Raw genomic sequence first — 13,262 nt, forward strand, 5'->3', positions numbered from 1 at the left:
ATTCGATTCCATAAAGGGCGCGTATCCTATGTCGAACACTTATTTTCCACGCTGGCGCAAGGTACAGGGCGGCGCCAGCGGCGTCGTCGTGCAGCCGGACGAATGCATGTCGTGGCCGCAGAACATCGCCATGGGCGCCCAGCACGTCGTGGCCATGTTCGGTTCGACGATACTGGCTCCCCTGCTGATGGGCTTCGATCCGAATGTCGCCATCCTGATGTCGGGCATCGGCACGCTGATCTTCTTTCTTTTCGTCGGCGGCCGCGTGCCCAGCTACCTGGGCTCGAGCTTTGCCTTCATCGGCGGCGTCATCGCGGTGACCGGCTATGCCGGCGCCGGCGCCAACGGCAATATCGGCGTGGCGCTGGGCGCCATCATTGCCTGCGGTTTCGTTTATACCCTGATCGGCCTTGCAGTGTGGTGGATGAACGCGCGTTCCGGCGGCGCCACCCAATGGATCGATACCTGGATGCCGCCCGTCGTGACCGGCGCCATCGTGGCGGTCATCGGCCTGAACCTGGCGCCCATCGCCGCCAAGGGCGCCATGGGCGGCACCACTTTCGATGCCCTGATGGCGCTCATGACGGTGCTGTGCGTCGGCGGGATCGCGGTCTATACGCGCGGCACGACCCAGCGCCTGCTGATCCTGGTCGGGCTGCTGCTGGCCTGCGTCATCTATGCCTTGTTCACCAATGTGCTGGGCATGGGCAAGCCCATCGACTTCAGCGGGGTGGCCCATGCCCCCTGGCTGGGGCTGCCGCAATTCGCGGCGCCTGTTTTCGAACTGCACGCCATGAGCGTGATCGTGCCGGTGGCCATCATCCTGGTGGCCGAGAACCTGGGCCACATCAAGGCGGTCAGCGCCATGACCGGCAAGAACCTGGACGTCTACCTGGGCCGGGCCTTCGTGGGCGACGGCGTGGCCACCATGGTGTCGGGAGCGGTCGGCGGCACGGGGGTCACCACCTATGCGGAAAACATCGGCGTCATGACGGTTACCCGAATCTATTCCACCCTGGTCTTCGTGGTGGCCGCCTGCATCGCCATCCTGCTGGGCTTTTCGCCCAAATTCGGCGCATTGATCCAGATCATTCCGGGTCCGGTGCTGGGCGGGATGTCGGTCGTGGTGTTCGGCCTGATCGCTGTGGCCGGCGCCCGCATCTGGGTGGTCAACCAGGTCGATTTCAGCGACAACCGCAACCTGATCGTCGCCGCCGTCACCCTGGTGCTGGGAGCCGGCAATTTTTCCATCCAGTTCGGTGCATTCAAGCTGGACGGCATCGGCACGGCAACTTTCGGCGCGATCATTCTATACGCGCTGCTGCGGATAGGTGTGCCCACGCGCGGCGTAGCAAAATAGAAAGCCGCTGCCTGGCCTGTTGAAATAGGGCAGGCCAGCCTTCAGCTTGGCATCGTTACTGCTTACGGGTATGGAGGGGGCAGGTATCCAGCCCAAGCAGGCGATAGGCGGGGCATCTGCCAGCCAGCCCCGTAAGCAAGGGTATGATGCCCAACCAGCCCCACCATCCGATGGTGCCGACCGCCGCCAACGCAATTAGCGCGGCGCCCACGATGATGCGTAGCGTGCGGTCGATAATGCCTACATTGATCTTCATGTTGACTCCCGTCTGAAGCAAGTGCCGGTCTCCCGGCGGAAAATGGTTGCCGGGCCTGTCGCAGCGGCCTCATGCTTGCGCGGAACGTTGCCGGTAATTTTGCTTTAACGCAGGGCACGCTGATTCCAGGGCATTTTCATCAGCAAGCGAGCCAGGCCGCAAAAGCCCGACAGCCCCGCAAACACGAGGCCAGCGCCCACAAAACCGGATATCAGAAAAAACCAGGCCGATACGGTGAGGCCAAGCATGATGCCGAGCAGGATCAGGATTCCGGCGGCGATCTGAACCTGGCGCTGCAACTCCATCGGCTGTGACGTGTCGGCCTCCACTGGCAGCCCTGCCTTCCTCCAGGCATTCAATCCACCCTCGATCAAATAGGCGTCGCCGGCCACGCATGCGTTCAACCTATGCGCGTTGGCATGCGTGCGGTTGCCGGAACGGCAAAGAAAGATAACGGCGGCGTTTACGGGTAGCGACCCGGGACGCAAGGCGTCGATAGGCAAATGTTGCGCACCGGCGATGTGTTCGCGCGCGTGTTCGTTTGCGGAGCGGATGTCGACCAGGATAGCTCCCTGGCTCATGAGGCCCTGCGCATCGCGCGGGGAGAGGGGTTTCAGTGTCATTCGATGACTCTCCATGCCAAATTCGCGGATCCGGCCCGCCACGGGCGGCGATGTCCGCCAGGCGCATGCGTCTAAGGACAAAAGATGCGCTTGAGCGTCCCGATCAGCAATGCGGCATCGGGGTTGTCGATACGGTAGTACAAGGCTTGCGCCTCGCGCCGGTAAGTCACCAGTCCATCTTCACGCATCCTGGCCAGATGCTGGGAAAGGGCGGACTGGCTCAAGTTGACGTGCTCCAGCAAAGTACCGACTGTCATCTCTTTCTGTTCAATCAATAGGCACAGCACCAGCAACCGGTTTTCATTGCCTACGGCTCGAAGCAGGGCAGCGGCTTTTGACGCGCCTTCCCTCAGGAATTGCCGATTCTTTTCATTTGATGCCATACGATTCCGATTGTCCTTGATATATGTCATATAAGATTAATCTAATTTAGATTATTCTAATAAAAAGAACGCCGCCTGACAATTCAAACAGGGAGAGGGGTATGAAAAAAAGGGTGATACGCACTGAAGGCCCGCCGCGCGCGCCCGCTGTCTTGTCCAGTCCCGGGATGCGGCGGCGCGATTTCCTGATGCTGGGGGCCGCGGGCGCCTTGGGGGCGGCCTTTCCCGCCGCAGGCGCCCGCCTGCCGGACAAGGTCGGGACGCCGGCCCATATCGTCATCCTTGGCGCGGGCGCGGCGGGATTGTCAACCGCGTCGCGACTGGTTCAGCGATTGGAGGGCGCGCGCATCACATTGATCGATGCCCGCAAGGCCCATTACTATCAACCCGGTTTCACTTTGGTAGGCGGCGGCATCAAGCCGGCCAGCTATGTCGTGTCGTCCACATCGGAATATGTGCCGCGCGGCGTCGACCTGATTGAAGAGCGTGTGGCGGAAATCGATCCTGAAGGCCGCAAGGTGGTCACCGAGGGCGGTACGACTCTTGTTTACGATTTTCTCATCGTGGCGGTGGGCATGGAACTGGACTATGAGGCGATCGACGGCATGGAAGTCCGCCTGATCGGCAGCCAGGGAATAGGCAGCATCTACAATGGTCCCGACGCGGCGGCGGCCACATGGCGCGCCATGTCGGAGTTTGCCGACAAGGGCGGCAAGGGGGTGTTCCTTCGTCCCAACACGGAAATGAAGTGCGCCGGCGCGCCGCTGAAGTACACCTTCATTACCGAGGACCATCTGGTTCGCCGCGGCAAGCGCGGTAAAGCCGAGATCGTCTACAACGCCAACAATCAGGCGCTTTTCAGCGTGCCCATTGTGTCAGAGAAGGTGCGCATGCTGTTCCAGCAGCGCGACATCAGGGTTAATTATCAGCGTGTGCTGCAGGCGATAGACCCGGGCCGGCGCATCGCCACCTTTCGTACGCCGGACGGCATGGAGGAGCAGAATTATGACTTCATTCACGTAATACCTCCCATGCGTGCGCCCGAGGCCGTGCGCAACAGTCCGCTGCCCTGGCAACAGGGAGCGTGGGCCGACGAGGGTTGGGCGGAAGTGGATCGGGGCACCTTGCGGCATGTGCGCTATGCCAATGTTTACGGGATAGGCGATATTGCCGGTGTGCCCAAGGGCAAGACGGCGGCCAGCGTGAAGTGGCAGGTGCCGGTTGCCGTGGACCACCTTGTGGCCGATATCCAGGGGAAAACGTCGGATGCTTTGTACACGGGCTATACATCATGCCCGTTGATCACCCGCCTGGGCCGGGCCATGCTGGTCGAGTTCGATTATCAGAACAACTTGGTGCCGTCCTTTCCGGGAATAGTGGCGCCGCTTGAAGAGCTATGGGTGACTTGGGTCATGAAGACCATGGGGCTCCGGCCCACCTATATCGCCATGCTGCGCGGAAAGGCGTGAGGAGAATGTCATGAAGGATATGGACTTGATGATTTTGCTGGCGGTGTTCCAGGAAATGATGGGGCCGCTGTTATGGGTCGTGCTGGTGCTGATTGCCGCGGGCCTGGCCGCTTTTGTGGCCTTGCTGACCGCCGAGCGGGGCTTGCGGTCGCGCAGGCTGGTCCGGTCCCAGGCATTGGGCTTGGTGGGCGGGGCGCTGGCTTTGGTGTTGATGGCCAAGGTGTCGTCATCCGGCTACACTAATGCCGGCGGGCCGGTCGATTGGCTCTTGATTGCCTTTGTATTTGGCATCGGATTGGTCGGTACGACCATCGTGCTCTATACGCTGGCAGGATGGTGGACCCACCGTGCGTAAGCGGAAAAATGAGCGCTTCAGTCACCTCTTGTAGCGAATAAGCCATGGGCTTGCATTTTCCCTGAAGTTTACCGACAATAGCTACATCTCCCCGGTTTGCATCCAGGCCGGGGTTTTATTTTGAGCTAGACCCAATTGTTGTTTACAGCTATAAAAAACCAACGATTCCTTTAGTTCGCATCAACGGGCGGTGTTCTCCGCCCAAGCAATTATTTACTAGGCGCTCCTTTGTGGGGAGCGTCTTTTTACTTTTAATTCAGGAATAGCTATGTCCGCGATACCGTTGACAACACGCGGCGCTGAGCGCTTGCAAGCAGAATTACATCGTCTTAAGACCGTCGAGCGTCCCGCGGTCATCAATGCCATCGCCGAGGCCCGCGCCCAGGGCGACTTGTCGGAAAACGCCGAATACGACGCCGCGCGCGAGCGCCAGGCCTTCGTGGAAGGGCGGATCCAGGAACTGGAGGGCACCCTGTCCAATGCGCAGGTCATCGATCCGGCCTCGCTGGACGTCGACGGCAAGGCGGTGTTCGGCGCCACCGTCGAAATCGAAGATCTGGAATCGGGCGAACGCGTCACCTATCAAATCGTGGGCGACGTCGAGGCCGATATCCGGTCCAACCTCATTTCCGTCTCCAGTCCGGTGGCCCGGGCCCTGATCGGCAAGGGCGAAGGCGATGTGGTCGAAGTCAAGGCGCCGGCGGGCATACGCGAATTCGAAGTCCTCAACGTCAGCTATCTGTAGCAGGCCGGCGTTGCACGCCACCCTCCTGTAAAATACCCGCATCGACGGCCAAAGAAAAAGCCCATACACAGATCGTGTTGGGCTTTATAATTTGCGCGCCGCGAAGCCATGCGCCCGCAAGCGCATGCTGGTTGGGATGTCAGCGTTTTCCGGGCCGCAGGTTGCGGCGGGCGCCGGCGCGCAGTGATAGCGCGCTGCCCGAGCGGCGCGGAATGCCATGGTCGGCGCGCTCCGCCGATGCCGCGCCGCGACGGGCACGGGGCGCAGCCGTTTCGGGCTTGTCGGCCTTCTGGGCCGCGCGCTTGGCTTTTTCCGTGCGGCGGGTACGCGTCACGCCTTCGGCCGCAAGCTTCTTGGGCGTGTGGGGTTCCGACGGCTTGCGCACCGCGCGGGTTGCGTTTTGTTCTTCGGCCTTGGCGCGCTGCGCGGCGGCGTCGGGCCTGTAGATGATCAGCGTCTTGCCAAGGTGGTGGACCAGCGCGCAGGACAAGGTCTCGCAGATGGTTTCCTGCATGGCGTTGCGCGCTTCGCGTTCCTCGCCCGCGATGCGGACCTTGATCAACTGGTGCGCATTCAGGTTGAGGTCGATTTCTTTGAGCACCGATTCGGACAGGCCGCGGTCGCCAATCAGGACGACCGGACGCAAGGGGTGGGCGGCGGCGCGCAGGGCGCTACGCTCTTGGGAAGTAATGTCAAGTTTTGGCATGATGAGATTGTACGGGAATGGCCAAAAAAAAATTCTCAAAAGAGTGGATTCAGCAACATATTAATGATCCCTACGTCAAAATGGCGCAACAGAAGGGATACCGGGCCCGGGCGGCTTTCAAGCTTTCCGAGATCCTCGATACCGAGAAGCTGATGCGGCCCGGCGACATCGTCGTCGACCTGGGTTCGGCGCCGGGCAGCTGGTCGCAAGTGGCCCGCGAGCGCCTGGTGGGCCCGGGCGGCGTCATCAAGGGGCGCGTCGTCGCCCTGGACATGCTGCCCATGGAGCCCATTGCCGGGGTCGAGTTCATACAGGGCGACTTCCGCGAGGATGCCGTGCTCGAACAGCTGAAAGATCTGCTGGGAGATGCGCAGGTGGATCTTGTTATATCCGATATGGCCCCCAATTTATCAGGTGTGGGCTCGGCGGATTCAGCTAGAATTCAGCATGTGTGCGACCTGGCCCTTGATTTTGCCTGCGGGCACCTCAAGCCCGAAGGCGCATTGATCGTCAAAGCCTTCCATGGCAGCGGCTTCTCGCAGATCGTCGAATCCTTCAAGCGGCACTTTCAGAAAGTGGTCGAGCGCAAGCCCAAGGCGTCGCGCGACAAGTCTTCCGAGACCTTCCTGGTGGGGCGGCGTTTGAAGCGGTAGGGACGGGGTGGTTTTCCTAAACGCGATTCTTTCTATCGGGTAGAATGAGTCATTGACATACTTGTTTTGCTGCCGTTATTGCGGGGGTTTGGCAAGCTGATTTACAAGTAGGAGGTTGGCTTTGAACAACTCGTTTTCCAAGGTCGCGATCTGGATGGTGATCGCGCTGGTCCTGTTCACTGTATTCAAGCAGTTCGACGGACGCGCCACCACGACTGAAACCGTGACCTATACCCAATTCATGAACGATGCGCAGGCGGGCCGCATCAGCAAGGTGGACATCCAGGGCGACACCCTGTATGTCACGCCCGATGCCGGCCGCCCCTACAGCCTGACGTCGCCCGGCGACCTCTGGATGGTGCCCGAACTCGTCAAGTCGGGCGTGCAGGTTTCCGGCAAGGCGCGCGAAGAACCCTCCTTCCTGACCAGCCTGTTCATTTCCTGGTTCCCCATGCTGCTGTTGATCGGCGTATGGATCTTCTTCATGCGCCAGATGCAGGGCGGCGGCAAGGGCGGGGCGTTCAGCTTCGGCAAATCGCGCGCCCGCATGCTCGACGAAAACACCAATCACATTACCTTTGCCGACGTCGCCGGCTGCGACGAGGCCAAGGAAGATGTCCAGGAACTGGTCGATTTCCTGCGCGACCCCACCAAGTTCCAGCGCCTGGGCGGACGCATCCCGCGCGGCGTGCTGATGGTCGGCTCGCCCGGCACCGGCAAGACCCTGCTGGCCAAGGCCATCGCCGGCGAGGCCAAAGTGCCTTTCTTCAGCATTTCGGGCTCCGATTTCGTCGAAATGTTCGTCGGCGTGGGCGCGGCCCGCGTGCGCGACATGTTCGAAAACGCCAAGAAGCAGGCGCCCTGCATCATCTTCATCGATGAAATCGACGCGGTCGGCCGCCAGCGCGGTGCCGGCCTGGGCGGCGGCAACGACGAGCGCGAACAAACCCTGAACCAGTTGCTGGTCGAGATGGACGGTTTCGAAACCGGCCAGGGCGTGCTGGTCATCGCCGCCACCAACCGTCCCGACGTGCTCGATCCCGCGCTCCTGCGTCCGGGCCGCTTCGACCGCCAGGTCGTGGTGTCCCTGCCCGACATCCGCGGGCGCGAGCAGATCCTCAAAGTCCACATGCGCAAGGTGCCCCTGGCCACCAACGTCGATGCCCTGGTGCTGGCACGCGGCACGCCCGGCTTCTCGGGCGCCGACCTGGCCAACCTGGTCAACGAGGCCGCCCTGTTCGCGGCCCGCCGCAATGGCCGCACGGTCGACATGAGCGACTTTGAAAAGGCCAAGGACAAGATCATCATGGGCGCCGAGCGCCGCTCCATGATCATGCCCGAGGAAGAGCGCCGCAACACGGCCTATCACGAGTCGGGCCACGCCCTGGTGGCGCGCATGCTGCCCAAGACCGACCCCGTCCACAAGGTCACCATCATCCCGCGCGGCCGCGCGCTGGGCGTGACCATGCAGTTGCCCGAAGGCGACCGCTACAGCATGGACAAGGAACGCCTGCTGAATACCATCGCCGTGCTGTTCGGCGGCCGCATCGCTGAAGAAGTGTTCATGAACCAGATGACCACCGGCGCTTCCAACGACTTCGAGCGGGCCACCGCCATCGCCCGCGACATCGTCACGCGCTACGGCATGACCGACTCCCTTGGTCCGGTGGTCTACGCCGAGAACGAGGGCGAGGTCTTCCTCGGCCGCAGCGTGACCAAGACCACGCATGTGTCCGAAGCCACCATGCAGAAGGTCGACCACGAGATCCGCGCCATCATCGACGAGCAGTACAGCGTTGCGCGCAAGATCATCGAAGACAACCGCGACAAGATGGAAGCCATGACGGCGGCCCTGCTGGAATGGGAAACCATCGACGCCGATCAGATCCAGGACATCATGGAAGGCCGTCCGCCGCGCGCGCCCCAGCCGCCGTCCTCCAACAACGATGCGTCCGGCACGACGCCGCCCACCGGCCTGACCTCGGCCGGCGGCAATGCCGCGGCAACGCCGGTATAAGGTCGCAGCCGGCACGCGAATGAGCTCATCCTTGCTTTGTGGGCGCTTCGAGCTGAACCTCGGGCGCCCATTGATAATGGGAATCGTGAACGTCACGCCCGATTCCTTTTCCGATGGCGCCGCGCATTTCGAAGCGGATGCCGCCATCGCACATGCACACAGCCTCATCGATCAGGGCGCCGACATGCTCGACATCGGCGGCGAGTCGACGCGGCCCGGCGCCGAGCCGGTCTCCGCCGACGATGAGCTGGCGCGCATCCTGCCCGTCATCGAAGCGCTGAGAAGCTGCCGCCTGCCCTTGTCCGTCGATACCTTCAAGCCTGAAGTCATGCGCCGCGTCCTGGATGCGGGCGCCGACATGATCAACGACATCTATGGCTTTCGCCGCCCCGGCGCCCTGCAGGCCGTGGCAGATTCGAACTGCGGCCTGTGCATCATGCACATGCAGGGCGAACCCAAGACCATGCAGCAGGCGCCCCGATACGACGACATTCTGGCCGAGGTGCGCCGCTTTCTGCGCGAGCGCAGCGCGGCCGCGCTGGCTGCGGGCATCGACCGGCGCCGCATCGTCCTTGACCCGGGCTATGGCTTCGGCAAGACACCGGCCCAGAACTACCAACTGTTGCGGCAATTGCCGGATGTCGGCGGCGAAGGCTTTCCGTGGCTGATCGGCCTGTCGCGCAAATCGATGATAGGCCACGTCATCGGCCGCGAACCGGCCGATCGTGTATTCGGCAGCGTGGCGGCGGCGCTCGCCGCGGTGGCACGGGGCGCGCATATCGTCCGTGTGCATGATGTCGCGGCGACCGTGGATGCGGTAAAAGTGTGGCGAGCAATCGAATTCGGAGATTTCCTATGACAGAGCGTAAATATTTTGGCACGGACGGTGTACGCGGCGAAGTGGGCGGGCCCACGATCAACGCCGAGTTTGCGCTTCGGCTGGGCTATGCCGCCGGTCGCGTGCTGGCACGCAAATTTCCCGGCCGCGGGCGTCCGGCCGTGGTCATCGGCAAGGACACGCGCATCTCGGGCTATATGCTGGAGTCCGCGCTCGAGGCCGGCCTGTCCGCCGCGGGCATCGACGTCCTGCTGGCCGGGCCCGTGCCCACGCCGGCCGTGGCCTACCTGACGCGCGCGCTGCGGCTGGTGGCGGGCATCGTAATCAGCGCTTCGCATAATCCCTATCAGGACAACGGCATCAAGTTCTTCTCGGCGCAAGGCATGAAGCTGCCCGACGAGATCGAAAGCGAGATCGAAGCCGCGATCGACGAACCGCTGGGTTGCGTCAGTTCCGAGGCGCTGGGCCGGGCCCGCCGCATCGACGATGCCGCCGGACGCTACATCGAGTTCTGCAAGAGCACTTTTCCCAACGAGCTCGACCTGTCGGGCCTGTCCATCGTGGTCGATGCGGCCAATGGGGCGGCCTACCACATAGCGCCCCATGTATTCCGCGAGCTTGGCGCCGAGGTCTTCGCCATCGGCTGCCAGCCCGACGGCCTGAACATCAATGAAGGCGTGGGCGCAATGCACCCCGAGAACCTGGTGGCAGAGGTGAAGGCCAGGGGCGCCGACCTGGGCGTGGCGCTGGACGGCGATGCCGACCGCCTGCAGATGGTCGATGGCAGCGGGCGCCTGTATAACGGCGACGAATTGCTGTATGCCATCGTGCGCGACCGCATGACCCAGAAACCGGTCGAGGGGGTGGTGGGCACCCTGATGACCAATTTCGGCTTCGAGAAACAGATGGAGCAGTTGGGTATCGGGTTCGAACGAGCCAAGGTCGGCGACCGCTACGTGCTGGAAAGCATGCAGAATCGGGGCTGGCTGTATGGCGGAGAAAGTTCGGGCCACCTGCTTTGCCTGGATTGCCACACCACCGGGGACGGCATCATCGCGGCGCTCCAGGTCCTGACGGCCATGAGCCGCAGCGGACGCACGCTGGATGACCTGGTGTCGGAACTGAAGATGTATCCCCAGAAGATGGTCAACGTTCCCTTGGCCCCGGGCATGCAATGGCAGACCCATCCGGGGCTGATGGCGGCCAAGGAAAGCGTGGAGCGCCAGTTGAACGGGCGCGGTCGGGTGCTTATACGCGCCTCGGGCACCGAGCCCAAGCTGCGCCTGATGGTGGAGGCCGAAGAGGCCGCCCTGGCCGACGAAGGCGTGCAACAGCTGCTTGCGGTGGATTTAACAAACGGGTAACGTGTTCATCAAATGCTTGAAACATTCCGCCGCCAGACTACCGGAATGTTTACGGAGTTACCCGCATGTTAGAGCTTGCACGCATTCAACCCGAAGCCCCCCTTGGCGCAGCCTTGCCCGATCTCGCCGTCCCCGGCGGGCTGGTCATGGGGCTGGCGCGAACCAATGAAGAGCTAGAGGCCATACAGCGCTTGCGCTACAGCGTTTTCACCGAAGAAATGAATGCCGTGTTCCCGGACGCGGTCGACGGCGTGGACAGCGACCGCTACGATCCATGGTGCGAGCACTTCATGGTCAAGGAAATCAACACGGGCCGGGTGGTGGGCACCTACCGGCTGCTCACGCCCGCCAATGCGAAGAAAGCCGGTGGCTATTATTCCGAATCCGAATTCGATCTGAGCGGCCTGGGCTCCATGCGCGACGAACTGGTCGAGGTAGGGCGCTCGTGCACGCATGCCGACTACCGCAATGGCTCGGTCATCATGCTGCTCTGGTCGGGCATCGCCACGCTCGTGCAGCAATCCGGCTTCCGCTATGTGCTGGGCTGCGCCAGCGTCAGCTTGCGGGACGATGGCGTGACCGCGGCCGAGGTCTGGCGCGCCGCCAGCAAATCCATGTCCGCCAATCCCGAATTGCCTCGCGCGACCCCGCTGCACCGCTATCCCGTCGAGCGCCTGGGCAGTGAATTGCCGGCGCGCATGCCGGCGCTTATCAAGGGCTACCTGAAACTGGGGGCCACGATTTGCGGCGAACCCGCCTGGGATCCCGACTTCAATACAGCCGACTTCCCCGTTCTGCTGGACATGACGCGCATGGACACGCGTTACCGCCGCCATTTCGGCATGGAATGATCCAGCTTCAGGTTTCGGCCACTTCCAGTTCGAACCCGGCCTTGTTCCATTCGCGTTTTTCAGCTTGCAACGAATACTCCGACAAGGGGTGCGATGCCAGCCATTCCCGGTCGACGTTGATTGTCACGCCTTTGCCATTGAGCGTGATCGTCACGGGCAATTGATCCTGGTCCTCCCGGCGGCGGGAAAGCAGCACGGCCAGGCGCAGGCACAGCAGCGTCAGGCGCCGGCCGCGGGCCGGCTCCAGCGTGGGCAGCTTGCTGATCTTACCGTGATGGCCTAGGGCAAACAGGGCCAGCAACTGCTGGTCGTCGTTGGAGAAGCCCGGCATGTCGGCATGTTCCAGAATGTAGGCGCTGTGCTTGTGATATTCGGCATGGGCGATGCTGATGCCGACTTCGTGCAGGTCGGCGGCCCAGCCCAGGGTGCGCTCCAGTTCCTGTTTTTCAGGGCCGTCGTCCAGGCCCAACTGGTCGAAGAAGGTCAGGGCCGTGCGCTTGACGCGTTCGGACTGGCGCGTGTCCACATGGTAGCGCTTGATGAACTGGCGCACCGTTTCATTGCGCTTGTCATGCTCCGAGTCCCGGCCCAGCAGGTCGTACAGCACGCCGACCCGTAATGCGCCTTCTCCGGGCGCCATGGCCTTGATGTTCAGCTCCTGGAAGGCCGCCATCATGATGGCCAGGCCGCCGGCCAGAACCAGCGAGCGGTCATGCTTCAAGCCCGGCAGCTCGCTCATGATGACCTTGCCGTCCCTTACCAGCTTGGCTTTCAGTTTCTCCATGCCGTCAAGGGTGATGCCCTTGCTCGACATGCCGCCTTCCTTGAGCACGGCCAACAGGCCTTTGGCGGTTCCCGAGGATCCGTAGGCCTCCTGCCAGCCCGTCTTGCGGTACTGCTTGGAAATGCCCTCCAGCTCGCGCCTTGCGGCCAGCTGGGCCTGTTGCATGCGCGCTTCGGTAATGTGCCCGTCGGGGAAGAAGCGTCGTGTATAGCTGACGCAGCCCATATACAGGGAGGACATGTGCAGGGGCTTGAAGCCCTTGCCTATGATGACTTCGGTCGAGCCGCCACCGATGTCTATCATCAGCCGGCGATTGGCCGAGGGCGGCAATTCGTTGGTGATGCCCGAGAAGATGAGCCGGGCCTCTTCCTGCCCCGCGATGACCTCGATGGGAAAGCCCAGGGCCTCTTCCGCCCGCGGCAGGATCCGGTCCACGTTGCGCGCGATGCGGAAGGTGTTGGTCGCCACGGCGCGCACGCAGTTCGGGTGGAAGCCGGCCAGGCGTTCGCCGAAGCGCTTCAAGACCGTGATGGCGCGTTCGATGGCCTCTTCGTTGATGATCTTGTTCTCATCCAGCCCGGCTGCCAGCCGCACGGACTCCTTGAGCCGGTCGATGGCGTAGATCTGGGCGATGCCATCCTGTTGCACCACGCGTCCGATGGACAAGCGGAAGCTGTTCGAGCCGAGGTCGACCGCGGCGAGTAGATGATCCATGATGCGTCAATTCGGGTGAGTACGGGGCGATTATAGAGTCCGTGCCGATAACCAACGCTCAATTCCGCAAGTCTGGTGGAAAGAAGCCGCCTTTTGATAGTATGGGAGGTCAGGCGCGGCCATTTTTTCAGGCTGTCACATAGC

14 protein-coding genes are annotated in these 13,262 nt (G+C 62.3%); 9 read left to right on the forward strand and 5 right to left on the reverse strand.

The features are described 5' to 3' along the window. Nucleotides 1–28 precede the first annotated feature (28 nt). Nucleotides 29–1,360 (forward strand): uracil-xanthine permease family protein, encoded by a 1,332-nt coding sequence (locus OEG81_RS04420; protein WP_264131511.1) that lies wholly within the window; start codon nt 29–31, stop codon nt 1,358–1,360. A 55-nt stretch (nt 1,361–1,415) separates the two neighbouring features. Here OEG81_RS04420 and OEG81_RS04425 read toward each other — a convergent pair whose 3' ends face one another. From OEG81_RS04425 to OEG81_RS04435, 3 genes are all read right to left on the reverse strand, one after another. Further along, nucleotides 1,416–1,616, reverse strand: a complete 201-nt coding sequence (locus OEG81_RS04425; protein WP_264131512.1) for a DUF2892 domain-containing protein — start codon at nt 1,614–1,616, stop codon at nt 1,416–1,418. Nucleotides 1,617–1,720: 104 nt separating this feature from the next. Continuing rightward, nucleotides 1,721–2,239: a rhodanese family protein gene (locus tag OEG81_RS04430; protein WP_264131513.1), complete on the reverse strand. Its 519-nt coding sequence runs from the start codon at nt 2,237–2,239 to the stop codon at nt 1,721–1,723. Nucleotides 2,240–2,310: 71 nt separating this feature from the next. Next, on the reverse strand, nt 2,311–2,622 hold the full coding sequence (locus OEG81_RS04435; protein WP_264131514.1) for an ArsR/SmtB family transcription factor: 312 nt from the start codon (nt 2,620–2,622) through the stop codon (nt 2,311–2,313). 101 nt (nt 2,623–2,723) lie between these two features. Here OEG81_RS04435 and OEG81_RS04440 point away from each other — a divergent pair, with 101 nt between their 5' ends. The 3 genes from OEG81_RS04440 to greA all read left to right on the forward strand — a co-directional run bounded on the left by OEG81_RS04440 (nt 2,724) and on the right by greA (nt 5,191). Next, nucleotides 2,724–4,091, forward strand: coding sequence for an NAD(P)/FAD-dependent oxidoreductase (locus OEG81_RS04440; RefSeq protein WP_264131515.1), 1,368 nt, complete (start codon nt 2,724–2,726; stop codon nt 4,089–4,091). A 10-nt stretch (nt 4,092–4,101) separates the two neighbouring features. Then, complete coding sequence (locus tag OEG81_RS04445; protein ID WP_264131516.1) at nt 4,102–4,446, forward strand: DUF5368 domain-containing protein; 345 nt, start codon at nt 4,102–4,104, stop codon at nt 4,444–4,446. A gap of 268 nt (nt 4,447–4,714) precedes the next feature. Continuing rightward, nucleotides 4,715–5,191: a transcription elongation factor GreA gene (gene greA, locus OEG81_RS04450; protein WP_264131517.1), complete on the forward strand. Its 477-nt coding sequence runs from the start codon at nt 4,715–4,717 to the stop codon at nt 5,189–5,191. Between the two features lie 139 nt (nt 5,192–5,330). Here the strand turns inward: greA and OEG81_RS04455 are convergent, their stop codons facing one another. Further along, a complete protein-coding gene (locus OEG81_RS04455; protein WP_264131518.1) occupies nt 5,331–5,897 on the reverse strand; it encodes a YhbY family RNA-binding protein in 567 nt (188 codons plus the stop codon). Nucleotides 5,898–5,914: 17 nt separating this feature from the next. Here OEG81_RS04455 and OEG81_RS04460 point away from each other — a divergent pair, with 17 nt between their 5' ends. From OEG81_RS04460 to OEG81_RS04480, 5 genes are all read left to right on the forward strand, one after another. Next, nucleotides 5,915–6,550, forward strand: a complete 636-nt coding sequence (locus OEG81_RS04460) for an RlmE family RNA methyltransferase (RefSeq protein ID WP_264131519.1) — start codon at nt 5,915–5,917, stop codon at nt 6,548–6,550. Between the two features lie 121 nt (nt 6,551–6,671). Then, nucleotides 6,672–8,567 (forward strand): ATP-dependent zinc metalloprotease FtsH, encoded by a 1,896-nt coding sequence (gene ftsH, locus OEG81_RS04465; protein ID WP_264131520.1) that lies wholly within the window; start codon nt 6,672–6,674, stop codon nt 8,565–8,567. Between the two features lie 19 nt (nt 8,568–8,586). Then, complete coding sequence (gene folP / locus OEG81_RS04470; protein ID WP_264131521.1) at nt 8,587–9,426, forward strand: dihydropteroate synthase; 840 nt, start codon at nt 8,587–8,589, stop codon at nt 9,424–9,426. Next, complete coding sequence (glmM, locus tag OEG81_RS04475; protein ID WP_264131522.1) at nt 9,423–10,769, forward strand: phosphoglucosamine mutase; 1,347 nt, start codon at nt 9,423–9,425, stop codon at nt 10,767–10,769. Before folP ends, glmM begins: the two co-directional genes overlap by 4 nt. Nucleotides 10,770–10,834: 65 nt before the next feature. Then, nucleotides 10,835–11,620, forward strand: a complete 786-nt coding sequence (locus tag OEG81_RS04480; protein WP_264131523.1) for a GNAT family N-acetyltransferase — start codon at nt 10,835–10,837, stop codon at nt 11,618–11,620. Between the two features lie 7 nt (nt 11,621–11,627). Here the strand turns inward: OEG81_RS04480 and ppx are convergent, their stop codons facing one another. Further along, a complete protein-coding gene (ppx, locus tag OEG81_RS04485) occupies nt 11,628–13,118 on the reverse strand; it encodes an exopolyphosphatase (protein ID WP_264131524.1) in 1,491 nt (496 codons plus the stop codon). Between the last annotated feature and the right edge of the window lie 144 nt (nt 13,119–13,262).

The organism is Pollutimonas sp. M17 (assembly GCF_025836975.1).
Lineage (GTDB): Bacteria > Pseudomonadota > Gammaproteobacteria > Burkholderiales > Burkholderiaceae_B.